The sequence below is a fragment of the Bauldia sp. genome, from assembly GCF_965232525.1.
Classification (GTDB): domain Bacteria; phylum Pseudomonadota; class Alphaproteobacteria; order Rhizobiales; family Kaistiaceae; genus Bauldia.
Genome location: NZ_OZ246980.1, coordinates 3,994,491 through 4,017,624, shown reverse-complemented (window position 1 = coordinate 4,017,624; position 23,134 = coordinate 3,994,491). Strand labels below are relative to the sequence as shown.

The window sequence follows — 23,134 nt, the reverse complement described above, 5'->3', positions numbered from 1 at the left end:
CCTAGGGAAAACGCTGCCTGCGCGATTGCCTATTTGATCACTGCTTCGTGACGCGCGGTAACCTACTTTTACAGCCACAACCCACCGACTCACTGCCGGCCGGCCAGCCCACCACAGCTCCGTAGTGCACTCGAGCAACAATGCATGCATACCCACGCTCACCTTCAGGAAGAGCGCGTATCCGCGCTATCCAGATCGGGTGAAAGCTTAGCAATCGCGGCTTAAGCGCGGGAAAATACAACGATGAGGATTTAAGCCTAAGTCATCGATATTTTGGGTAGAATCGTCGACATTTGAACGGCCGACAATCTCAAGAAAATCGCTAATATATTGGACGCGCTACCACTCTTGATGGTTTTCGCATGGCTGTGCATCCAATGTGCCGAGGGCTCCGATCGTGTCAGACGTCGACAAGAAAATCATTGGCCTTGATTTTCAGACCTTGATCCAGCTTGGCGATCTTCACGTGATCGACGCCACCCCTGCCGTCCTCGTCGTAAAGAAGTGCGCCGTCCTTCTTGTTGTAGACGACGCGATGATCATCGGTCTTTGCCTTCGTACCGACCCGGAACGCCGACTTGTCGAGCGTGCCTAAATCCAATGCTGTGAAGACCTTCTGGTTGAGGAATATGGTGTCGTGCTTGTGAGAGAAGTCCTTGAACGTGTCGGCCTTAAAATCGAAGGCGTTAAGGACGAACGTATCCTTGCCCTTGCCGCCGATCACAGTGTCCTTGCCGAGACCGCCGGAAAGGGTGTCGTCGCCCTTGCCGCCTTTCAGGGTTTGCTTGCCGAGCCCGCCATTGATGATGTCGTCACCGCCGCGCCCTACGCCCGTCGCGTCCGACCGCAGGCCGGTCAAAACATCATCGCCGTTGGATCCATAGACGTCCGAGTCACGGAGAAAGAGCTGGAGCGTCGAGATGTTGCCGGGATCCTGGAAGAATGCGTCTTCGACGACAGCCAGATCGAACTCGGCGCCACGGGCTTTGAGCACCTTGGTGCCGTCGGCCGCGAAGAGGTCGAAACCGGTCACGATGCCGTCGACCGCGATCCCGCCGTTGATGTCGAAGCTTCCCTTGAGCACGAGTTTGTTGCCGTGGATGTCGACATACGAGACCTCGTTCGGTGCGGAGTCGACGAAGGCGAAATCCCGGGCCACGTTAGCAAAGACGGCATAAGGATTATGGTCAGGCGGGCTTGAGAGAAACTGAAGAAACGGTTTCATGATCAGACTGACTCCGGACGGCGGGCGCGTTGAGCGAAGCTCAAGACGTTATGCTATCGTGTCCACGAAGAAATCGTTGGCCTTCAGCTTGGTGCCGTCCTTGACTGAGGCGAACTTCACCTGGTCGATGCCACCCTCACCGTCCGGGTCATAGAAAACACCGCCGTTCTTTTTGAAGTATACAATGTGATCGTTGTCATCTTCGGCTTTCTTGCCGACGTTGAAGAATTTTTTCTTGAGAGCGCCACCCGGAAGAACGTCGAATGCAATGTCAGCGAGGTAAATCGTATCGTCCTTGTGCGAGAAGTCCTTGATCTTATCGGTCTTGAACGCTTCGTCGTCGAAGACGAAGGTGTCTTTCCCCTTGCCGCCAATGGCAATGTCCTTGCCTTTGCCGCCATGGACGGCATCGTCGCCGCCTCCGCCCTTGAGGGTCTGCTTTCCCGACCCGCCCACCATGTAGTCGTTGCCGCCGCGTCCAAGGATGACCCCACCGTTGTCCGATGTTGTGAGATGGTCGGACTGGGAGGAGCCGATCACCTTGTCGGCTTTGGCGTAGAAGAGGTCGGCCAACACCTGCGTCGGATGATCGGCCAACTTGGCGTCCGCGATATCCGCAAGCGTAAAGTTGAAACCCTTGCCGGTCATGATCTTGGTCGCGCCGTCAAAGAGCGTAAATTCGTTCACGGTGCCTATCGGCCCGTTGATGCCGCTGATGAACGAGCCGGTCAGGACGATCTTGTGGCCATCGTTCTCAAGGACAACGGTGGTCGGCTTGACATAGCCTGGCTCCGGATCGGCGACGGCTGAGGCGAAAACACCAAACGGGCTGCCGCCGACGAAATGTTCGACTACCTTCTTCATCTCGAAACATCTTTCCTAAAAAAGCGCCGCATCAAAACCGGCGGCGCGAGCCTGTGATATGGGGCGAGGCCATTAATCTCTGCTCGTCTTGGTGTCTGTGACGCCGATCACATGCCCAGGGGTGCACCTCGATCCCGGGCGCCGGCTATCTAACTGAAAGAATTGATGGAATTTTCGTTCTAAAAAGAAATTGCAGGGAACATAATTTTCATCATAGTCGGCGCCGGGTTATGCGGCCTATGATCAATCAAGGCCGGAACCGGCACGGGAGGAGTCAGCATGAAGACGGTCAAATTGACCATGGGCCAGGCCCTGGTCCGCTATCTCATTGCGCAAAGGACGATCATCGACGGGGACGAGGTTCCGCTGTTCGCCGGCCTCTTCGGCATCTTCGGCCACGGTAATGTCACCTGCATTGCTGAGGCGCTCGAGCCGGTTCAGGACCAGTTGCCGACCTGGCGCGGTCAGAACGAACAGTCGATGGCACTGGCGGCGATCGCCTACGCCAAGGCGAAGAAGCGCCGTCAGATCATGATCGCGCTGTCCTCGATCGGTCCGGGGGCGACCAACATGGTCACCGCCGCTGGTGTCGCCATGTCCAATCGCCTTCCGGTGCTGCTGCTCGCCGGTGACACGTTCGCCAATCGCATTCCCGATCCGGTGCTACAGCAGGTGGAACACTTCGGCTGTCCGTCGACCACCGCAAACGACGCCTTCCGCTCGGTGACCCGGTACTGGGATCGTATTGTCCGTCCCGAGCAGATTCTGGGGTCGCTGCCGCAGGCAGTGGCGACGATGCTCGACCCGGCCGACTGCGGGCCGGCGTTCCTCGGACTGGCACAGGACGCTCAGGCGGAAGCCTATGACTATCCGGAGGTGTTCTTCGAACCGACGGTTCATGAGATTCCCCGGCCGCGACCGGATGTCGGATCAGTCAAAGCGGCTGTCGAGATCCTGCGTGGCGCTGAAAAACCGCTGATCATCGCCGGTGGCGGCGTTCAGTATTCCGGCGCGACCGCGGAACTGGCCGCCTTCGCCGAGGCGCACAACGTCCCGGTCTGCGAGACGATCGGCGGACGGACCTCCCTGCTGCACGATCATCCCATGAATATCGGACCGATCGGTGTGATCGGATCGGCGTCGGCCAACGCGATGGCCGCGGAGGCGGATGTGGTGTTCGCGGTCGGGACGCGGCTTGGTGATTTCATCACCGGCTCGTGGACGGTGTTCCGGGAAGACGCGCGCATCATTGCTCTCAACGCGGCTCGCTTCGACGCGGTCAAGCACCGCGCCGTCTCGGTGATCGGGGACGCGCTGGTCGGGCTGGAGGAAATCGACCAGGGCTTGGCCAACTGGCGTGCGCCCGATTCATGGATCGCCAAGGGCGCGAAGGAGTATGCCGAGTGGAATACGCTGGTCGACAAGCTCTCCGGGCCGACCAATGCCGAGGTCCCCAGCTACGCCCATGTGGTTGGCGCGCTCAATCGCATGGCCGATCCGACGGATCTGGCGCTCTCGGCGGCGGGCGGTCTGCCCGGCGAGGTGTGCAAGGTCTGGAAAGGCAAGTCGGTCGGAACGTATGACTGCGAGTTCGGTTTCTCGTGCATGGGCTACGAGATCGCCGGGGCCTGGGGCGCCAAGATGGCCAATCCCGACCGCGACGTCATCGCCATGGTCGGCGACGGCTCGTATCTGATGATGAACTCGGACATCTATTCGACCGTGCTCACCGGCGACAAAGTCATCTTTGTCGTCATGGACAATGGCGGGTTCGCGGTGATCAACCGGCTTCAGAACTACAAGGGCGGCAAGTCCTTCAACAACATGTTCGTCGACACCCGCCGCAAGGAACTTGTCGAGGTCGACTTCGCCAAGCACGCCGAGTCGATGGGAGCGCTGTCGGAAACCGTTCATTCGATCTCGGAACTGGAGCAGGCCTTTGCCCGGGCGAAGGCGGCCGACCGGACCTATGTGATCGTCACCAAGGTGCAGGCCCATGAGTGGACGCCGGGCGACGCCTGGTGGGACGTCGGTGTGCCCGAGGTCAACGAACGCGAAGAGATCCGCGCGGCGCGTGTCGATCATGAGGCCGCCCGCGGCAAGCAGCGGGTGGGGGTCTAGTCATGCCGACCGCCGGACCGATCCGTCTGGGCATCTCCCCGATCGCCTGGTCGAACAACGACATGCTCGAGCTCGGTGGCGAGACCAGCCTCGAAACGTGCCTCAGCGAAATGCGGGAGGCGGGTTTCACCGGCACCGAAACCGGGGTGAAGTTCCACTCTGACGCCGAGGTTCTTCGCCCGGTCCTCGAACCCCACGACCTGGAGATCGTGTCCGGATGGTTTTCCGGGGAGTTGCTGGAACAATCGGTCGAGGCCGAGCGCGATCGCATGACCGAACAGATGGAGCTGTTTCGGGAGCTTGGCGCCGGGGTCCACATTTATGCGGAGACCAGTGGAACCGTGCAGGCGACCATGGATGCGCCGCTGTCCAGCCGCCCGCGTCTGTCGGAAGAGGACATCAAGGCTTACGGCAAGAAGCTCACTGAGCTGGCCGAGTGGATGGCCGATTTCGGCGTGCCGATGACCTATCACCATCACATGGGGACCGTATTCGAGACGCAGCGGGAGATCGATCTGCTGATGGCCAACACCGGTCAGGCGGTCGGCCTCCTCCTCGATACGGGGCACCTTGCTTTCGCCGGCGGAGACATCGCCGAAACCACCCGCCGGCATGGACGACGGATCAACCACGTCCACTGCAAGGACCTGCGCGCGGATGTGCTGAAGGCTGTGCGCCAACAGGACAAGAGCTTCCTTGCTGGTGTCCTCGAGGGCGTGTTCACGGTTCCCGGCGACGGCTTCATCGACTTCTACGACTTCGCCCGGGTCCTCGCCGATATCGGCTACGAAGGCTGGGTGGTGGTCGAAGCCGAGCAGGACCCGGCCAAGGCGCCGCCGTTCGAGTACTCGCTCATGGGACGTCGCCACCTGACCGCGGCGTTCGAGGCGGCCGGCTATCGGATCGCGTAGCGGCTTCAGGATCGGGGAGGGCGCAATGACAACAAACGATCTCACCAGGCAGTTCACCGGCAAGGTCGCGATCGTGACCGGCGGCACCCAGGGCCTCGGCGAGGCGGTCGCCCGGTTGCTGGCCGAGCGCGGCATCGCTGGCCTCCTGCTGTGCGGCCGTAGCACGGAGAAAGGCGAGGCGATCGTCGAGTCGCTTGCGGAAACCGGCTGTCAGGCGGTGTTCGTCACCGCCGACCTTGGCCTCGTCGAGGATTGCCGGCGGGTCGTCACCACCGCCGATACGGCGTTCGGTCGCGTCGATATTGTCGTCAACGTCGCAGCGATGACTGACCGCGGCACGATCCTGGACACCAGTCCCGAGTTGTTCGACGCGCTGTTCGCGATCAACGTTCGGGCGCCGTTTTTCCTGATGCAGGACGCGGCCAAGATCATGCGACGGGAGGAAATCGAGGGCAGCATCGTCAACATCCAGTCGATGTCCGGCCACGGCGGCCAGCCCTTCGTTTGCGCTTACTCGGCCACCAAGGCGGCGCTTTCGGCGCTGACCAAAAACGTCGCCTTCTCGCTGATGCCCGATCGTATCCGAGTCAACGGCCTCAACATCGGCTGGATGGACACGCCCGGTGAGAACACCATTCAGCTGAAATACCATACCGACGATGCCGAGTGGCTCGACAAGGCCGAGCATGACCAACCGTTCGGTCGTTTGCTGAAGACCGACGAAGTGGCGCGCGCCGTGGCCTACCTGGCCAGCGACGAATCCGGGATGATGACCGGCTCGGTCATCGACTTCGACCAACAGGTGCTGGGCGCTCAAGAGACGGCCAGCCATCCCTCCGGGCGCCTTCCCGAAGTTTAGAACCACTAAAACGTGGCATCGGTTGCGCGGCATCGCCGTGCAGTTGTATGTATACGTTATCAATTCGCTTCGATAACGAGGCTCACCCGAGTCGTGCAACGCCGTTCAATGGCTGCACAGAAGGTCCGTGCGGTCAAAGGCACGGCCCTGCAGCCTCTCGCCAGCTTCAGCCCCCGGTCGTGGTGGTTGACCAAAACATATGCGATTGTGCGGCCGGCAGAGATGGCGGCCCGCGCATGAATGATGCACGTCTTTACCCGGCGTCCGCCATCCACGCCCGGCTTGCGCACGACATCGGCCGGCAAATCGTCTCGGGCAACATTCGGGAGGGCGAGGTCCTCCCCGGCGAGGCGGAGCTCGCAGCGCGATACAAGGTCAGCCGCCAGGCGATCCGGGAAGGTCTGAAAGTTCTCGCGGCCAAGGGCATGATCACCGCCCGGCGCCGCGCCGGAACCATCGTCACCCCGCGCCGCCACTGGAACCTGCTCGATCCCGACGTTCTTGCCTGGCACCCGATCGATGAGCTCCCGGAGAGCTTTCTGAAGGACCTGGTCGAGATCAGGCAGGTAATGGAACCGTTCGCCGTCGTTCTTGCCGCCAAGCGCGGCACCGACGCCAACATCGCCCGCATCGGCGCCGAACTCGACGCCATGAAGGCCGAAGGGGGCTACTCGGATGCGTTCTACGCGGCGGACACACGGTTCCACATCGCGGTCTTCTCGGCCGCCGGCAACATGCTGATCGAGAAGCTCAGCGCCATCCTGGTGCCGATGCTGAGCGCCAGCTTCCGCCACCGCGGCCGTGTCCGTGGGGCGTTCGAGGTGGCGATCGCTCGCCATGAAGCGGTTTATGACGCGATCAAGGAGCGTGACCCGGTCGCGGCGCGCAACGCTATGGAGCGGCTGCTCGACTTCGCGCGCAGTGAGTTCAGTCAGTCGGTCGGGCTCGACAAGGGTGAGGCGATCGACGGCGTGACCGTCCAGCGACGCATCGGCGCGGACGATTAGGATCGGCGCAGACGATTAGGATCGACGCAAGCGGCCGATCGTATCGGTGGTCGAATAGCCTGGAAGCAGCGGGATTAGTTCGACGCGCCCTCCGCGGGCGTTGACGACGGAACTGCCGACCACTTCCTTGTCCTGGTAGTCGCTGCCCTTGAACAGGATGTCCGGCTGAACCCGGTCGATGAGTTCGGCGGGTGTGTCGGTGTCGAATGGGACGACGAGATCGACAAATCGCAGCGCGGCGAGTACGGCCGCTCGCGTCTCCAGGTCCTGGACCGGCCGGTCCGGTCCCTTCAGCCGGGTCGCCGAGGCGTCGGTGTTGACACCGACGATCAGCCGGTCGACGCGGCGCGCCGCTTGCTCGAGCGAATAGAGATGGCCCCGGTGGAGCAAATCGAAGCAGCCATTGGTGAACCCGACCACCAGGCCTTGATCGCGCCAGGCGGCGATCCGGTCCGAAACGTCCTTGCCGCTAAGGACATTGGCCGCGGTTTCGAGGCCGAGCGCCTGCTTGAGTTCCCTTGGTTCGACGGTTGCCGGGCCGGGTTTACCGACGGCGATACCGGACGCGGCGTTGGCGATGCGGATCGCATCCGGCAGCGGCAACCGGGTAGCGAGCGCGGCCGCAAGTGTTGCGGCCGCGGTATCACCGGCTCCGCTGACATCGAACACGCGGCGGGTTTCCGCCCTGACGTGGACCGCTGGACTTTGACGCTCGACAAGCGTCATGCCGGAGGCGCCACGGGTCACCAGTACAGCGCCGATGTCGACCGTGTCGATGATCTGGCGACAGGCCGCCTCCGCGCCGGCATCGGAGTCGATGGCGAGGCCGGTGAACCGTGCAAGTTCCAGCGCATTCGGTTTGAACAATGCGGCTCCGGAGAACGCGGCCGGTTCGATTTTCTTGGGATCGACGACAACCGGAACGCCGGCCTCCCGTGCCGCATCGATGAGGCGGCGGATCGTCGATCGTTCGAAGACGCCCTTATCGTAGTCGGAGAGGACGAGGGCATCGGAGCGCGGCAAGGCGTCCGTGGTGGCGGCCACCAGGGCATCGGCGATCGGTTCTGACAGCGGATGAGTCGTTTCGTTGTCGACCCGGAGAAGTTGCTGCCAACCGCTGAGAAAACGCGTCTTCACGGTGGTCGGCCGATCCGGATCGGCGATCAGGCGCGCATCGAGGCGATTGAAACTCGCGCACAGGCGCTCCAACTCCCGCGCCGGCGCGTCGTCGCCGGTGACACCGACCATCGTTACCCGGGCGCCGTAGACAAGCAGGTTGGCGGCGACGTTAGCCGCGCCGCCCAGGCGATGCCGTTCGGAGGCGTGATCGACCACAGGCACCGGCGCTTCCGGCGAAACCCGGCCGACGGTGCCTTCGATGAACCGGTCGAGCAGGACATCGCCGACGACGATGACGCTTGCTTGAGCCAGCCGGTCTATAACGCTAGCATCCATCGTTGTTTGGACCCGTTTCCGGCGCTTTTTCCCGAAGGTAATGACCCATGAACCCCGACCGCGCCGCGGTGACGGCGAATTTCAGGCGGCGACTCGACGACCATCGCGCTGTCTTTGAACGACTCGAGGCGCTGATCGAACCCACCGTGGCGCTTTCGGAAGCGGCTATATCGGTGCTCCGCGCCGGGGGCAAGCTCCTGCTGTGCGGCAATGGCGGCAGCGCCGCCGATGCCCAGCACATCTCAACCGAACTTATGGTCCGCTTCGAGACGACACGGCCCGGCCTGCCCGCGATCGCGCTGACCACGGACACCTCGGCGATGACGGCGGCGAGCAACGACCTCGGCTACGACCAGATTTTCGCCCGCCAGGTGGAAGCGCTGGGTCGGCCCGGCGACATGCTGATCGGCCTCACCACGTCGGGAACGTCGCCCAGTGTCGTCGAAGCGCTGGTCGTTGCGCGGGCAATGGAACTCAAAACGGCCTGCTTCACGGGCCGCGACGGAGGTGCGGTGGCAGCCCGCGACCTCGCCGACCACTGCCTGGTCGTGCCCGCCGACAGGACGTTCCTGATACAGGAAGCCCACGTCTTCCTTTATCACCTCCTGTGCGCCGCGATCGATACTGCGTTCACGCCGGAGTAGTGGGTTGGCGTTGGAGGACATGCATCGGGTCCATCTTGCGCCGTCGCCGCGGCGCTCCAGTCCGGCGCTGTTTCTCGATCGCGACGGAACGCTGATTGACGATCCGGGCTACCTGTCGGACCCGAACGATGTGGTGCTCCTTCCGGATGCTATCGATGCGCTGCACCGGTTTCGCGCCGCCGGTTCTGCGCTGGTGCTCATTACCAATCAGTCGGGGATCGGGCGCGGGTACTTCGGTTGGGAGGACTACGAGCGGGTGGCGGCGCGCCTGCGCGAGCTGCTGGCCGCCGAAGACATCGTGCTCGATGCCGAACTCGTGTGTGGCCATGCGCCGGAGGAAGGCGCCCGCTGCGGCTGGCGGAAGCCGGCGCCGGGCATGATCGTAGAAGCCGCGCGTCGTTTGAACCTCGACCTGCCCGGTTCGGTCATGGTCGGCGACATGCCGAGCGATCTCGGCGCCGCCGACGCCGCCGGGGTCGGGCGCGTCGCGCACGTCCTGACCGGACACGGTGCGCGACAGCGCGCCGCCCACGCCGAGTGGGATCTCTCCGCCAGGCTCGACCTGATCGACGGACTGTCGGTGCTATCGCCGTGAAGGTGCTGATCGTCAAACTGACTTCGTTCGGCGATGTCGTGCACACCTTTCCGGCGGTCACCGACCTCGCCGCCGCCCGCCCGGGCGTCGAGATCGATTGGCTGGTCGACGAGTCCTTTGCGCCATTCGTCGCGCTCCATCCCGCTGTGACGACCGTCCACAGTCTGGCCCAGCGACGGCTGCGCGCCCGGCCGACCAACTGGCCGCGGCTGGTGGGGGAATCGGCGCGGCTCGGACGGGCGCTGCGTCGCCGACGCTATGACCATGTGGTCGACATGCAGGGGTTGATGAAAAGTGCGCTGCCGGCGTTGCTTGCCGGGCGTGGCGTCGCCGGGCTCGATGCGGCAAGCGCGCGCGAATCGGCGGCAAGCCGCCTCTATGCGCGGAGGATCGGGGTGCCGCGCGCCATGCATGCGGTCGAGCGAAGCCGACGGCTGCTTGCCACCGCGGTCGGCTATCCGGTGCCGGCCGGGCAGGGGCGGTACGGCTTGTCGGTGTCCAAAGGCGGCGCGCAACGGTTTGGTGTTGAGGCGCCCTATGCGGTGGCGATCCATTCGGCGAGTTGGGAGACCAAGCTCTGGCCGGAGCGCAATTGGCGCGCGCTACTCACCGAAATGACCGCCGGCGGCCGCGCCGTTGTGCTGCCGTGGGGCAGCCCAAACGAAATGGCACGGGCGCAGCGGCTTGCTGTCGATATCGCCGGCGTTCACGTCTTGCCCGAGGTTCTGTCGGGCGACGCGCTCACCAGCGTGATCGCCGGCGCCGACCTCGCCGTCGGGCTCGACTCCGGCCTGATGCATCTTGCCGCCGCGCTTGACGTGCCCGGCGTCTGGATGTTCGGCCCGACCGATCCGGGGCTGACTGGACCCTACGGGCGGGCGCAGACGGTCATCGCTTCGACATATCCGGAGGCCCCCTGCCGCCGAAAGACCTGCGATCGCGAAGCTCGCGGGCACTGCTGCATGGAGGCGATTGGCGTCGATGAGGTGCGCGACGCGATCGCGGCAACGGTGACCCCGGCTTAGGCGCCGTTCGTGTTGGTTCCAAGCGTCGCCGGGACGCCTTCCTCGATGGCGGCGAACGGTTCGTCGTAGCCGGCACCGCGGAGCCGATCGATGTCGGCGGTGGTGACCGCCTGATACGCATCGTTGAGATCGGCGGGGAAGGGGATGTAGGTGATAGCGCCGCGGCCGTGGAAGGCGATGACCGCACGGGCGAGATCGTTGAAGGTGCGTCCCGTCCCGGTGCCGACGTTGTAGACACCGCTGGCCTCGGGCGACTGGTAGGCCCAGAGATTCACCTTGACCGCGTCACCGACGAAGACGAAGTCGCGGCGATGCTCACCGTCGTCGAAGCCGTGCGAGGCGCCGAACACCTTGACCTGGCCGTCGGCTTCGATCTGGCGGCTGAAATGATGGACGACGCTGGCCATCCGGCCCTTGTGGCTCTCACGCGGGCCATAGACATTGAAGTACCGCAGACCGACCACCTTGCCCGGAAGCGACGACCCCTGGCGGGCGACCCACTGGTCGAACAGCAGCTTCGACCAGCCATAGACATTGAGCGGCCGCAGGTCCGGTGTGTCCTCGCGGAAATCGGTCGAGGCGCCATACACCGCCGCCGATGATGCGTAGATCAGGGGGACCGCGTGATCCTGGCACCAGCCGAACAACTCCTTGGAGACCGTAAAGTTGGTGTCGAGCATGTAGCGCCCGTCCCACTCGGTGGTGTCCGAGCACGCCCCCTGATGGAAGACGGCGGCGACTTTGCCGAAATCCGCGCCGTCGAGAATGCGTTGGCGGAAGTCCCGCGCATCGATGAAATCGGCGATTTGCGATCCGACCAGGTTCTCGAACTTGTGGCCGTCGGTGAGATCGTCGACAGCAATGACGTCGCTGTGGCCCCGATCGTTGAGGGCGTGAATGAGGTTGGAACCTATGAATCCGGCCGCGCCGGTGACGATGAACATGGCGCGACCTCATGGCCCGCGCCCCGCACAAATGCAAGCATCGAGGCCGTGAAGCCGCGATCGGAGCCGGACTAGCCCGGGCGGCAGTTGTCGCGGCGACGCGACAACTATTACTGAATGTTAATGCGCTGACGCCGTTTTTGAGACTTACTGTCCCCACCGCGGGCGTTCCCCGCAGAGCCGAAGGCCGAGCATGTCGATAGGAAAACAACTTGGTGTTGCCTTAGCGATCATGCTGATCGCCCTCGGCGCCTGGGTCATCTACGACCGGCCCGTCGCGCTGTTCGGTGCCACGGAGGAGGTAAGCGACGGCGGCAGACCCGGTGGCGGATTCGCGGGCTTCGGCGCCGCGCCGACGGTTGTCGCCGCGCCGGTCGAGATCGACTCGGCCGGGACATCGGTGCGCGCCATCGGTACCGCCGTGGCGGCCCGCGAGGTCGCGCTTCAATCGCAGGTGACGGGGATCGTGGTTGAGGTCAACTTCGTTCCCGGCGGCGAAGTCGAGGCCGGCGAGGTCCTGGTTCACCTCGAGGACGACGACGAACGCGTTGCCGTCGACCTCGCCGCGCTGGCGGTTGAGTCGGCCCAGGAAACGCTGGAACGCACCGAGCGACTCTCGGAAACCGGCAGCGTGACCGCCGTGACGTTGTCCGAAGCGCGGCGGGAAGAGCAGCGCGCCGCGATCGACCTGCGGCGCGCCGAGATCGAATTGGCCAAGCGCTCGATCATGGCGCCGTTTGACGGCGTCATCGGTCTCAGCAGCATCTCCACCGGCGATCTGGTCACCTCGTCGACGACCATCGCGACGCTCGCCGACCTGTCGTCGATCACCGTGTCATTCGACGTGCCGGAGCGGGTGGCTCGCGACATCGCGCTCGGCCAGGCGGTGACCGCGACCGCGCCGGCACTCCCCGGCGAGACCATCGTCGGCGAGCTCACCGCCATCGACAATCGGATCGACGCGACGACCCGAACACTGCGGGTCGAGGCGACCTTGCCGAACCCGGGTGAGGATCTGCGGCCGGGGATGGCCGTCAACATCGGCCTGGCGGTCGACAGCGAGCCGCAGCCGGCGGTGCCGTCGCTGGCGATCCAGTGGGACCGGGACGGGTCGTTCGTTTGGAAGCTGGAAGGAGACGCCGTCACGCGCGTCCCGGTGCAGGTGATCGTCCGCCGCAGCGGCGCGGTGACGGTTGCCGGGGACCTTACCGCTGACGATCGGATTATCGTCGAAGGGGTCCTCGGATTGCGGGAGGGCCAGACGGTTTCGCCGATCGGCGGGGTGGTCCCACCCGCGGCCGAGCCCGAAGCGCAGGCGCCTGACGCCGTCAGCGATCGCGACGGGACCGAGGGCCGGGGGCAGCGCGGATGATCGGGGCCGGCAAGACCGCGGATGGAGTCTCGGCGCTGTTCGTGCGCCGGCCGGTGCTGGCTATCGTCCTGAATCTGCTGATCATTGTCGCCGGTGTCGCGGCCCTCCAAGGGGTCGAGGTGCGCGAGTTACCGAACGTCGATCGGCCGGTGATTTCGATCCGCACCAACTACAGTGGGGCGACGCCCGAGACGATCGACAAGGAGATCACCGCGGTCGTCGAGGGGGCGGTGGCGCGCACGCCGGGCGTCGAGACGATTTCGGCGCGGAGTTCGGCCGGATCGAGCCGGATCACCATCGAGTTCAGCGAGACCACCGACTTAAACGTCGCTGCGAACGATTTGCGCGATGTCATTGGCGGACTTCGCAGTTTGCCCGACGACGCCGACGCGCCGGTGATCGTCAAGGCGGACACCGATTCCGACGCGATCATGCGCCTGTCGGCCACCTCCGAGGATCGGCCCATCGACGAATTGACCCGTCTTGTCAATGACTTGGTGGTCGATCGTCTCGCCGCGGTCGAAGGCGTGGCGGACGTTTCGGTCTATGGCGACCGGGAACCGGTGGTGCGGGTGATCGTCGACCCCGACGCCCTGGCGGCGCGTGGTCTGACAGTCGACGACGTCATCGCGACACTGCGCGACATCGCCCTCGACGCCCCCGCCGGGCGGGTGTCGGACGCGACACAAACGCTGCTGGTGCGCGCCGACGCCAGCGCCAAATCGGTCGAGGAAATTTCCGCCGTCGAGATCAACCCGACCACCCGGATCGGGGATATCGCCGACGTGGTGTTCAGCCGCGCCGAGCAGGCGACGACGATGCGGATGAACGGGGCGAGCGGCGTCGGCATGGGGATCGTCCGCCAGGCTGATTCGAACACGCTGGAGATTTCGTCCGCGGTGCGCGCCGCGGTCGACGAACTGCAAGCCTCGCTCCCCGACGACGTGACCCTGACGGTGACCTCGGATGACGCGATCTTCATCTCCGGCGCGATCGGCGAGGTGATCTTCACGCTGGGGCTGGCGATCCTGATCGTGGTCGCGGTCATCTATGTCTTCTTGCGGTCGGTCCGCATCACCTTCATCCCGGCGATCACACTGCCCATCGCGCTGATCGGCACCGTCGGCGCGATCTACCTCGCCGGCTTCTCGATCAACATCCTGACCCTCTTAGCGCTGGTGCTCGCCACCGGCATGGTGGTCGACGACGCGATCGTGGTGGTCGAGAACATCGCGCGCCAGCGCCACCTCGGGCTGGGCCCGCGGGCGGCGGCGGTGATCGGCACGCGGCAGGTGTTCTTCGCGGTGATCTCGACCACGGTGACGCTGGCCGCGGTGTTCATTCCGATCTCGTTCTTTCCGGGTACCGCCGGACGGCTGTTTTCGGAGTTCGGCTTCGTGCTGGCCTTCGCGGTGCTGCTGTCGTCGATCGTCGCGCTGACGCTCTGCCCGATGTTGGCGTCTCGCTGGATCGGCACGTCGGCGCCGGGTACCGCAACGCCGATCGGCCGGGCGGTGAGCGCGGTTGGTCGCGGCGCCGAGCGAGTCTATGCGCGGCTGCTGCGCGCCGCTCTCGATGCGCCGATCGTGGTGCTGACGATTGCGGGCGTGTTCGCGGCGGCGGCGGTGATCGCGTTCGCCACCCTGCCGTCGCAACTGACCCCGACCGAGGACCGCGGCTTCATCCCGATCTCGGTGCGGGCGCCGCAGGGGGCCACCGTCGACTACACCGCGGCGCAAATCCGCATGGCCGAGGACGCGCTGCAGCCCTTCATCGACAGCGGCGAGGCGGAAACCGTGTTCGCCACCGCGCGCGGCTTCGGCGGCGGCGGGTTCATGTTCGTGCGGCTGGCGCCGTGGGAGGAGCGGGCGCGCAGCCAGCAGGAGATCACCGCCGACATCAACCAGCGGCTCGGCCAAATCCCCGGCATCCAGGTGTTCGCGCGCACCCCCAACAGCCTCGGTATCCGCGGCGGCGGTCAGGGTTTACGCTTCGCGGTGGCCGGGCCGGACTACGACGCGATCGCCATCGCCGCCGACGAGCTGGAAGACGCCATGACCGGCGATCCGACCTTCGGCAACATCCGGCTCGACTACGACACGACCCAGCCGCAGGTCTCGATCGTGATCGACCGGGAGCGGGCCGCCGATCTCGGCATCCCGGTCGGCGATATCGCCTCGGTGGTCCAGACCCTGCTCGACGGTCGCGACCTCGGCAACTTCTATGTCGGCGACGATGCGATCGAGATCCGCCTGCAGGCGCCGGAAGGGATGATCCAGGACCCGTCCGGCCTCGACCGGATCGAACTGCGCTCATCGAGCGGGCGGATGGTGCCGCTCGCCTCGCTGGTGACCTTCGAGGAAACCGCGGTGGCGCCGAACCTCCAGCGCCAGGACCAGCGCCGGGCCGTGCCGATGACCGCCGGGCTCGGCGACGATGTTGATCTCCGCCAAGCGATGGACCGGCTCTCGGAAATCGCCGAAGCGACGCTGCCGCCCGGCATGACGATCCTCTATTCCGGCGAGGCGCGCGAGCTCGACCGGGCGTCGTCCGGCGTGCTGCAGACCTTCATCTTCGCGCTGATCATCGTCTTCCTGGTGCTCGCCGCCCAGTTCGAGAGTTTCGTCTCGGCGCTGATCCTGATCGCCACCGTGCCGTTCGGCCTGGCGGCGGCGGTGTTCGCGATTCTGGTCACCGGCGGCTCGCTCAACATCTACAGCCAGATCGGGCTGGTGCTGTTAGTCGGGCTGATGGCCAAGAACGGCATCCTGATCGTCGAGTTCGCCAACCAGCTGCGCGATCAGGGGCAATCGGTGCGCGATGCGATCTTCGACGCCGCCGTCATCCGGCTCCGGCCGGTGGTGATGACCATGATCTCGACGGTGCTGAGCGGCCTGCCGCTGCTCTTGACCACCGGGGCGGGATCGGAAGCCCGCCGGGCGCTCGGCACCATCATCGTTGGCGGTCTCGGCATCGCGACGCTGGCGACCCTTTTTCTGACCCCGGTGGTGTTCAGCCTGCTGGCGCGGCTGACCAAACCGCGGATCGCCGAGACCCAGCGGCTGGAGCGCGAACTTGCCGCGGCGGAAGGCACGCCGCTAGGGCTAACCCCGACGCCTGAGGAACTCGGGCAGCGGCCGAAGGGCGTGTCGGCGGCGGAGTAGGGGACGCGGCGGCCCTTGGCGGCGTGGATCGTCCTGGCGGTCGGCGTCGGGGCTAGAGTGTGCGAATGAATATGGACGTCCGTCCATCACGGTGAAACAAGTGGGAGGATATCGCACCATGAAACACTGTCTTACGGCCCTCGCGCTGGTGCTGGCCACGGCTTCTCCGGCATGGGCGAGTTCCAGTACTCTGGAACTCGATTGTCAGCAAAGTGTCGGCGAATGCAGAAAAACCTGGAACGGTGTGCAGGGCGGCTCGCCTGTCCACGTGACCCTCAAATGCAAAGACGGCAGCCTTGATAAGCAGGATGTCACCGCGACCAGCGCTGTGACGTGCAGCGCTCAGAAAACAGACTTCAAGACCTATGAAACCTACACTTGTAATCAACAAAGCAAAGACGTCGGGTATAGCGTTACAGCCCATCTCAAGTGCCAGTGATTTGTGGGGTGATCGCTTGAGTGGATGTCCGAGATGCGGACGAAGAACCAGACTCGAAATTGGCTCAAGAAGTCATAAGGGCGGGTAGCGGACCTTAGCTGCAGGAGCAAAATTCTGATCTGCGAAACGCTGGAAGCGGACATTCGCACCCATTGTAGGCACAGATGGCTGGCAACCGATTTGTTGTAGGTTCGATCCCCACCGCGGAGCGGTATCAGTTGACCGCTAAAGCCTGTACGTCTTGGCGATGTAGATATATCATTGCATAAGTGGCTCGCACTAGACACCAGTCAACTCGCCGAGCGTCTATACTTTGGAGGCCGATAGTACAATGTACCTTAAGAACGCACTTGTTTTAAACAGCGGTCCCTTGTCCGATCTAGAGTTGGAGTTCAAGTTCAGTGACAATGGAACGCCCTTGCCAACCGTTTTCGTTGGAAGGAACGGGTCGGGAAAATCAAACTTCCTGGCGTACTTGACTGACGCCTTGATAGAACTCGCTGCCCGTAAGTTTACCGACGTTGCACCCAAACATGACATGGGCATGCATAAATGGCATCGGACAATTGGAAGTGCGACTATCCGGACAGGGAGCAATCATGAGCTTGCTCTATTGAAATTTGAAGATGGGCAGACCGCCTACACCTATGCCAGCAAGGGCGGTCAAATCGCAAAGACCGACATCCAAAACAGACTGGAAGCGTTTCCCCAGGCACCGAACTGGCAGCCTGAGGGCGCCCACAAAACAGTTGAAGGTCCAGAAGAACGAATTGAGCAGATCTTTCGAAGCGGTTGTTATGTGAGTTTTCCGACGGATAGGACTGAGGAACCATATTGGTCTGGTTCAACCTCAGAGCGGGACGATGCACGCTTCGCGGATCGGTTCAGCTACCTACTAAGCAAGCCGATTTCCGTGCGGTCGAGCCTATCCGAAATCAAACCGTGGCTTGTCGATGTTCTTTTGGACCAAATGATCGACGGGATCGCCGTTTTACAAAAGATAGAAGGAGTAGATGACGCCATAGCTGCTGCAGTTGCAAATAATACAGCTCTGGCGAATGTAAACGCACTGTTACAAACGATGTTTGGCGTCCCGGATGCAAGAGTGGTTCGAACTGGCCGAAAATCAGGTCGACGAAAGCTGATGATCTTCAAAGGGAATGATGTACTTCTTCCCAGCCTAGATGCATTTTCATCCGGTCAAGCAATGCTCTTCGGTATCTTTGGTACAATAATGATGTATGCCGACGCGGGCAACGCGGCTAGACCGACCACAGAAATGGAGGGCATCGTTGTCATTGACGAAGTGGATGCCCATCTACACGCTGACTTGCAGCACGAGGTGTTACCGCATTTGATACATCTCTTCCCAAAAATTCAGTTTGTTGTCTCAGCACACTCGCCGCTTTTCCCGCTGGGTATGGAGAAGCTCTTTGGCGAGACAGGTTTCGCTTTACTCGAGATGCCTTCGGGGGTGAGCATCACAGCAGAGCGGTTCAGCGAGTTTCAATCTTCATTTGATTACCTTAAAGCCACAAGATATTTTGACGAAACGGTCATGGAACGCGCTTCGCAACTTCAGCGTCCACAAATTCTCTGCGAAGGCCAAACGGACCCGAAGTACTTTCGTACCGCTGCAGAGTTACTAGGTTTCGAGCAATTGCGAGATGGCGCAGACTTTGACTGGATTGGTGTTATGGCGAATGGGCAAGCAAAAGACGGCGGGGAAGGACAACTTAGGCAAGCCAGAAAAACTCTGCTCAACAATCCGTCTCTTTTGCGTTCACACACCGTGCTGTTGTTCGATTGCGACCAGAACGACCCGCCGATGGATGAAGGCTTTCTCCATGTGCGAGTGTTGGTGCAGAATACGGAAAACGGCCGCTGCGGTAAAGGAATTGAGAACCTTCTACCCGATGTAGTCTTCGAGGAGCGGTTCTTCGACACCACTGTTGTTAGGGACGGCCCAAATGAAACAACCAAGAAGGTTTTGAATAAGTCCGCGCTTTGCGATTTTCTCTGTGACGAGAAATGCTCTCCAGAAGACTTTGAGGGTTTTCGGCCTGCACTTGAGACACTTGCGGATGCAATATTTCCGCAGGAACAGAACGCAGCCCCCGTTGAGCCGTGATCAAACGCACCTGAGTGGCCTAATTCGGTCGTTCGTGCATGACCACTTCGCGTACATTTGTGGCGACCACAAAGAACGCGACGCTATACGTGATCTTTGAGTTCCGTGTCAGCGGAACTTTGAAGCACGCACGAGGGTGCAGCGTCGCCCCTCTCCCCGCGGGAGAGGATAGCGAGGCTTGGCGGCGGAGCCGGTTAGCCGAGCTCGGTGAGGGGTGTCGACGGTGGCGACCACCGCCAAGGGTTACAACCCCTCACCCGGTTTGCCTAAGCTCGTTCCTCGCCAAGGCCAACCTGCCCCCCGATCGCGTCGGGGGCAGGCTCTCTCCCACAAGGGGAGAGGGAGTCGCCGCCGCGCCCCCCCCGCGCTTTTCAGACTCGGGCCAACGCCCTCGCACCCCGATCGGGTCGGGGGCAGGCTCCGCGGGGACGAGCGGTGAGATTGGGGCTGCGTGCTTCGAGGCCGCCTTCGGCGGCACCTCAGCATGAGGACGGGGGCTGCTCCAATCAAGCCGGGGGCAGGCTCTCAGCATGAGGGCGTGGACTTGGCCTCTTCCAACACACCAAACCAAACGTCCGCAGAGGATTCCTTGATCGGGTGGGGCGGCAACGCTTCCCCTTTTGGCGTGCATCAATTCGTCTCCGGCGGGGTAGGGCTAGGTGCGTTCCGGACATCGCCACGCCCAGCCCTCAAAGGAGACCGCCTTGCCCGTCCACTATCTCTACCTCGTCGCCTCCGTTCTCGCCGAAGCCGTCGGCTATTCCGCGCTGAACGCCAGCGCGCAGTTCAGCCGGCTGTGGCCGACGCTGCTGGTGATCGCCGGCTTCGGCGGCTCGTTCTACTTCCTGACGCTGGCGCTGAAATACATGCCGATGGGGATCACCTACGCGCTCGCCTCCGGCCTCGGCATCATCGTCGTCGCGCTCGCCGGCATCTTCATCTTCGGCCAGAAGCTGGATCTGGCGGCAGTGGTCGGCCTGGCGCTGATCATCGCCGGCATGGTGGTCATCAACGCGCTCTCCGACTTCGCGGTGCATTAAGGGGCGAGTGTCAGGCGCCGCGGGGTGGCGTCGATCTGGCACGAAAAAGCAAGGCGGCCGTGTTGACCGCTCAATCGCCTGCCGCCCGACGATCCCGTCGAAGGCGTCGGCCAGTCGTCAGCATGTTACGAATGCCAAACACAGACGAGAAGCAACGCAGCCTGACGTTTGTCGGAAGGAGCTTTCATCATGGGCTTGGTGGCCGAGCAGGAGCCGAAGACGGTCGTTCAGTACGTGCTTTCCCGCCTGAAGGATCATGGCCTGACCGACATCTTCGGGGTGCCCGGGGACTATGTCTACCCGGTGCTCGACGCCATTATCGACGACCCGGACATCGCATGGCGGGGCAATTGCAATGAGCTCAACGCCGGCTACGCGGCGGATGGCTATGCCCGCATCCGGGGCCTTGGGGTCTATTGCCAGACCTATGGCAGCGAGCTTGGATCGTATTTGGCGCTGGCCGGAGCGTATGGGGAACGCAGCCCGGTCATCATGATCACCGGCTACCCGTCGACCGCGCAGCAGGCCAGCCGACAGGCGTGGCATCACATGCTCGGCTCCCATCGTTACGATCTGTTCGTGGATATGGCCGAAGAGCTGACGGTGGCGCGGGCGATCCTGACGCCCGATAACTGCATCGAGGAATTCGAGCGCGTGCTTGCCGCCGTGCTCTATCATCAAAAGCCCGGCCTGCTTGCATTTCCCAGCGACCTGGCGCATGCGCCGATCACCAGCGACACGCCGGACGCCATTCCGCTGGCCGATCCAACGAGCGATCCGGCGGCACTGAGACAGGCCGTCGATCATATCGCCGAGGTGCTCTCAGGCGTCAGCCCGACCTGCATCGTACCGGGTCTCCTGGTTCAGAGACTGGGGCTCATTGCGCTCGCCACCAAGCTGGTGGACGCCACCAACCTGCCCTTTACGACCCCCTATCAAGACGCGACCACACTCGACGAAACGCATCCGAATTACATGGGTATCTGGCAGGGCCAGTTCGCCAATCCCGCCATCGACGACTACGTGAACCGGTGCGCTTACGTGCTGGCGCTATCGCCTGACCGGCACTTCTTCAACACCGGCTTCAACACCCTGACTTTCCCGCAGGAACGATCGATCAACGTCAATGCCCACCATGTCCGGGTTGGCCGCGCCGTGTACGACAATGTCGAGATGAAGGACGTGCTGGAGGCCCTGATCGATCGGTTGCCCCGGTGGGAGGACCAAGGCGCGCCGAACCACGTCACGCCCTACACGCAGGCATCGGGAAGCGGGGATGATCCGATCGATGCCGGCGATCCGCTTTACGCCCGGCTCCAGGCCTTTCTGCGGCCCGGCGACATTGTCGTCGGCGACCCCAGCAGCCCGGCTCTTGCCGCGACGACCATGCAAAAGCCCAAAGACTGCGTATTCGAGAGCCAAGCGCTGGCGGCCTCGATCGGCTGGGGTACGCCGGCCGCGCTCGGCTGTGCGGTTGCAGCCCCGGATCGCCGCGTCGTGATCATTGCCGGCGACGGCGCCCATCAGATCGCGGCGCAGGAGATCGGGCAATTCTACAAATTTGGCCTCAAGCCGGTGTTCATCGTGGTCAACAATGACGGCTACCTGGTCGAACGCTATACCTGCCGCGACCCGGAGTCCTCCTACAACGATCTGCCGAAGTGGCGGTACCATCAGCTGCCCGCGGCATTCGGCTGCGAGGACTGGTATTGCGTCAGAGTTGAAACGACCGCCGAGCTGGACGCGGCGCTTGCCGAGGTTAACCGCACGGCGCGGGCCGCATATATCGAGGTAGTCACCGACCGCTATTCAATGCCGCCGGGAGCGGAAAAACTGTTCGAACTGACTCGTCCGAAATTCGGACAAACTTTCACCTGGGAAGAATGGATTTCGGCGTTCCGCGCGGGCAAGAACATTGCGGCGCCAGGATAGTCTCGAAACATTCCGGATGACGGGAAGGTGTTGCGGTTGCGCCTTTTGACACTCTCGGACCAAAACCCGTTTCACTGTCCTTTTTTGATCATGTGGACGTCGCGCTGCGGGTAGGGGATGGAGATGTCCGCCGCGTCGAAGCCCTCCTTCACCTGTTGTATCAGGTCCCAGTATGTCGCCCAGTAGTCGGTGCGTTTCACCCAGGGCCGGCAGATGAGATCGACCGAACTGTCGGAGAGTGCGTTCACGCGAATGACGGGTTCAGGATCGCGCAACACAAGCGGGTGCGCCAGCACGAGGTCGCGGACGACCTGGATGGCCTTCGAAATATCGTCCTCGTAGGAAATGCCGAACACCATGTCGACGCGCCGTGTCGTGCTCGCCGTAACGTTGGTGATGATATCTCCCCATACGTTCTTGTTGGGGACGACAATGATTTGATTGTCCGGCGTGGCAAGTGTCGTCGACACGATACTGGTCGACTTGACGGTACCGGCAATCGATTTCAGCGAAACGTAGTCGCCTTCATCGAACGGGCGGTTGATCATGATCATCAGCCCGCTGGCGAGATTGCCCAGCGTGTCTTGCAGTGCAAAGGCGAGAATGAACGAAACTCCGCCGATCATCGCGAACAACGGCGTCACGTTCACGCCGAGCATAGCCAGGACGAGGACGAACCCGACGGTCAGGACCGCCCAGAACATCGCGGTCACCAGGAACTTCTGCAGGAGCGTCGAGACACCGGGCGTGCGGTTCAGCCAGCGCCGGAAAACGCCACGCACCAACCGCGCCACCAGGACAAGTGCGAGCAGAGACAGCGCCAGGATGCCGATACCCCAGGCGACGACCAGCCCGCCATCAGCGCGCGTGAGCCATGTCAGAAAGGCACCCAGAAGGGCTCTGAGGTTCGCCATAGAGGCCTCGTCGGAAAGGACGGCGCTGCGGTAGTCCCGCAGTTGCTTGACGAGCGCCTCGTCACCGCCCTTGGCTTCCAGCTGATCGACGACCATGCTGAATCGCTGGAAAGTGCCCGCGCGGATTTCGACAAGACGGGCGAGGTCGGCGTAGGCCGCGCTTGTCGCCGCGTCAGGGTTTCGGAGGAATCTGACCTGGCGCTGCGCGATTACTTCGGTCTCCGAAGCCACGATCTGCAGCCATCGTTCGGCGACCGCCTCGAGTTCCGTGACGGTCAGCGGAACGAGAAGATGCGCGAGTTGATCCGGCGGAATCTCGGGATCGACGATCGCCGAGGACGCCGGGAGTGTCGATGGCTCCGCCGGTTGTGCTTCTTCGACGGTCTGCGCTCGCAGCTCCGACTGGCCACCATCGAGTGTCAGAATGGCGGCGACAGTCGTAAGTGCGGCAAACAAACCGGTGAGCCATCGCTTCATGGCTAGCTCTCTACG

General features: G+C 63.0%; 18 protein-coding genes. 13 read left to right on the top strand and 5 right to left on the bottom strand.

The genetic code is table 11. From position 1 onward, the window contains the following. Window positions 1–400 precede the first annotated feature (400 nt). Window positions 401–1,225: a calcium-binding protein gene (locus tag ACO076_RS19035; protein ID WP_421724389.1), complete on the bottom strand. Its 825-nt coding sequence runs from the start codon at window positions 1,223–1,225 to the stop codon at window positions 401–403. A 48-nt stretch (window positions 1,226–1,273) separates the two neighbouring features. Then, window positions 1,274–2,089, bottom strand: a complete 816-nt coding sequence (locus ACO076_RS19030; protein WP_421724388.1) for a hypothetical protein — start codon at window positions 2,087–2,089, stop codon at window positions 1,274–1,276. Window positions 2,090–2,368: 279 nt separating this feature from the next. Between ACO076_RS19030 and iolD the strand changes: the two genes are divergently transcribed. The 4 genes from iolD to ACO076_RS19010 all read left to right on the top strand — a co-directional run bounded on the left by iolD (window position 2,369) and on the right by ACO076_RS19010 (window position 6,987). Continuing rightward, the gene (gene iolD / locus ACO076_RS19025) at window positions 2,369–4,210 is read left to right on the top strand and encodes a 3D-(3,5/4)-trihydroxycyclohexane-1,2-dione acylhydrolase (decyclizing) (protein ID WP_421724387.1); all 1,842 of its coding nucleotides are present in this window, start codon (window positions 2,369–2,371) and stop codon (window positions 4,208–4,210) included. A gap of 2 nt (window positions 4,211–4,212) precedes the next feature. Next, window positions 4,213–5,121, top strand: a complete 909-nt coding sequence (gene iolE / locus ACO076_RS19020; protein WP_421724386.1) for a myo-inosose-2 dehydratase — start codon at window positions 4,213–4,215, stop codon at window positions 5,119–5,121. A gap of 25 nt (window positions 5,122–5,146) precedes the next feature. Beyond that, window positions 5,147–5,980 (top strand): SDR family oxidoreductase, encoded by an 834-nt coding sequence (locus ACO076_RS19015; protein ID WP_421724385.1) that lies wholly within the window; start codon window positions 5,147–5,149, stop codon window positions 5,978–5,980. Between the two features lie 236 nt (window positions 5,981–6,216). Beyond that, window positions 6,217–6,987 (top strand): FadR/GntR family transcriptional regulator, encoded by a 771-nt coding sequence (locus ACO076_RS19010; protein WP_421724384.1) that lies wholly within the window; start codon window positions 6,217–6,219, stop codon window positions 6,985–6,987. A gap of 15 nt (window positions 6,988–7,002) precedes the next feature. Here the strand turns inward: ACO076_RS19010 and ACO076_RS19005 are convergent, their stop codons facing one another. After that, window positions 7,003–8,442: a PfkB family carbohydrate kinase gene (locus ACO076_RS19005; protein WP_421724383.1), complete on the bottom strand. Its 1,440-nt coding sequence runs from the start codon at window positions 8,440–8,442 to the stop codon at window positions 7,003–7,005. Window positions 8,443–8,489: 47 nt separating this feature from the next. On the opposite strand from ACO076_RS19005, the gene ACO076_RS19000 reads away from it, so the two are divergent. From ACO076_RS19000 to waaC, 3 genes are read left to right on the top strand one after another with little or no spacing between them, the layout of a single operon-like run. Then, window positions 8,490–9,086, top strand: a complete 597-nt coding sequence (locus ACO076_RS19000) for a D-sedoheptulose-7-phosphate isomerase (RefSeq protein ID WP_421724382.1) — start codon at window positions 8,490–8,492, stop codon at window positions 9,084–9,086. A 4-nt stretch (window positions 9,087–9,090) separates the two neighbouring features. Further along, entirely contained in the window at window positions 9,091–9,681 is a 591-nt protein-coding gene (locus tag ACO076_RS18995; protein WP_421724381.1) for a D-glycero-alpha-D-manno-heptose-1,7-bisphosphate 7-phosphatase, read from the top strand. Further along, window positions 9,678–10,706 (top strand): lipopolysaccharide heptosyltransferase I, encoded by a 1,029-nt coding sequence (gene waaC / locus ACO076_RS18990; RefSeq protein ID WP_421724380.1) that lies wholly within the window; start codon window positions 9,678–9,680, stop codon window positions 10,704–10,706. The genes ACO076_RS18995 and waaC overlap by 4 nt, the downstream gene beginning before the upstream one ends. Here waaC and rfaD read toward each other — a convergent pair. Beyond that, a complete protein-coding gene (gene rfaD, locus ACO076_RS18985; RefSeq protein WP_421724379.1) occupies window positions 10,703–11,650 on the bottom strand; it encodes an ADP-glyceromanno-heptose 6-epimerase in 948 nt (315 codons plus the stop codon). The genes waaC and rfaD overlap by 4 nt on opposite strands. A 193-nt stretch (window positions 11,651–11,843) precedes the next feature. Here rfaD and ACO076_RS18980 point away from each other — a divergent pair, with 193 nt between their 5' ends. From ACO076_RS18980 to ACO076_RS18955, 6 genes are all read left to right on the top strand, one after another. Beyond that, window positions 11,844–13,022: an efflux RND transporter periplasmic adaptor subunit gene (locus ACO076_RS18980; RefSeq protein ID WP_421724378.1), complete on the top strand. Its 1,179-nt coding sequence runs from the start codon at window positions 11,844–11,846 to the stop codon at window positions 13,020–13,022. Next, window positions 13,019–16,186, top strand: coding sequence for an efflux RND transporter permease subunit (locus ACO076_RS18975; protein WP_421724377.1), 3,168 nt, complete (start codon window positions 13,019–13,021; stop codon window positions 16,184–16,186). The genes ACO076_RS18980 and ACO076_RS18975 overlap by 4 nt, the downstream gene beginning before the upstream one ends. 118 nt (window positions 16,187–16,304) lie before the next feature. Continuing rightward, window positions 16,305–16,625 (top strand): hypothetical protein, encoded by a 321-nt coding sequence (locus ACO076_RS18970; protein ID WP_421724376.1) that lies wholly within the window; start codon window positions 16,305–16,307, stop codon window positions 16,623–16,625. 331 nt (window positions 16,626–16,956) lie between these two features. Continuing rightward, complete coding sequence (locus ACO076_RS18965; protein ID WP_421724375.1) at window positions 16,957–18,756, top strand: AAA family ATPase; 1,800 nt, start codon at window positions 16,957–16,959, stop codon at window positions 18,754–18,756. Window positions 18,757–19,460: 704 nt separating this feature from the next. Next, the gene (locus tag ACO076_RS18960) at window positions 19,461–19,796 is read left to right on the top strand and encodes a DMT family transporter (protein ID WP_421724374.1); all 336 of its coding nucleotides are present in this window, start codon (window positions 19,461–19,463) and stop codon (window positions 19,794–19,796) included. A 189-nt stretch (window positions 19,797–19,985) separates the two neighbouring features. Further along, window positions 19,986–21,728: an alpha-keto acid decarboxylase family protein gene (locus ACO076_RS18955; RefSeq protein WP_421724373.1), complete on the top strand. Its 1,743-nt coding sequence runs from the start codon at window positions 19,986–19,988 to the stop codon at window positions 21,726–21,728. A gap of 71 nt (window positions 21,729–21,799) precedes the next feature. On the opposite strand, the gene ACO076_RS18950 is transcribed toward ACO076_RS18955, so the two are convergent. Beyond that, entirely contained in the window at window positions 21,800–23,119 is a 1,320-nt protein-coding gene (locus ACO076_RS18950) for a mechanosensitive ion channel family protein (RefSeq protein WP_421724372.1), read from the bottom strand. Between the last annotated feature and the right edge of the window lie 15 nt (window positions 23,120–23,134).

Coding starts and splice junctions, on each gene's coding strand:
- ACO076_RS19035 (WP_421724389.1), bottom strand. CDS start 1,225: ATGAAACCGTTTCTTCAGTTTCTCTCAAGCCCGCCTGACCATAATCCT.
- ACO076_RS19030 (WP_421724388.1), bottom strand. CDS start 2,089: ATGAAGAAGGTAGTCGAACATTTCGTCGGCGGCAGCCCGTTTGGTGTT.
- iolD (WP_421724387.1), top strand. CDS start 2,369: ATGAAGACGGTCAAATTGACCATGGGCCAGGCCCTGGTCCGCTATCTC.
- iolE (WP_421724386.1), top strand. CDS start 4,213: ATGCCGACCGCCGGACCGATCCGTCTGGGCATCTCCCCGATCGCCTGG.
- ACO076_RS19015 (WP_421724385.1), top strand. CDS start 5,147: ATGACAACAAACGATCTCACCAGGCAGTTCACCGGCAAGGTCGCGATC.
- ACO076_RS19010 (WP_421724384.1), top strand. CDS start 6,217: ATGAATGATGCACGTCTTTACCCGGCGTCCGCCATCCACGCCCGGCTT.
- ACO076_RS19005 (WP_421724383.1), bottom strand. CDS start 8,442: ATGGATGCTAGCGTTATAGACCGGCTGGCTCAAGCAAGCGTCATCGTC.
- ACO076_RS19000 (WP_421724382.1), top strand. CDS start 8,490: ATGAACCCCGACCGCGCCGCGGTGACGGCGAATTTCAGGCGGCGACTC.
- rfaD (WP_421724379.1), bottom strand. CDS start 11,650: ATGTTCATCGTCACCGGCGCGGCCGGATTCATAGGTTCCAACCTCATT.
- ACO076_RS18980 (WP_421724378.1), top strand. CDS start 11,844: ATGTCGATAGGAAAACAACTTGGTGTTGCCTTAGCGATCATGCTGATC.
- ACO076_RS18975 (WP_421724377.1), top strand. CDS start 13,019: ATGATCGGGGCCGGCAAGACCGCGGATGGAGTCTCGGCGCTGTTCGTG.
- ACO076_RS18970 (WP_421724376.1), top strand. CDS start 16,305: ATGAAACACTGTCTTACGGCCCTCGCGCTGGTGCTGGCCACGGCTTCT.
- ACO076_RS18965 (WP_421724375.1), top strand. CDS start 16,957: ATGTACCTTAAGAACGCACTTGTTTTAAACAGCGGTCCCTTGTCCGAT.
- ACO076_RS18955 (WP_421724373.1), top strand. CDS start 19,986: ATGGGCTTGGTGGCCGAGCAGGAGCCGAAGACGGTCGTTCAGTACGTG.
- ACO076_RS18950 (WP_421724372.1), bottom strand. CDS start 23,119: ATGAAGCGATGGCTCACCGGTTTGTTTGCCGCACTTACGACTGTCGCC.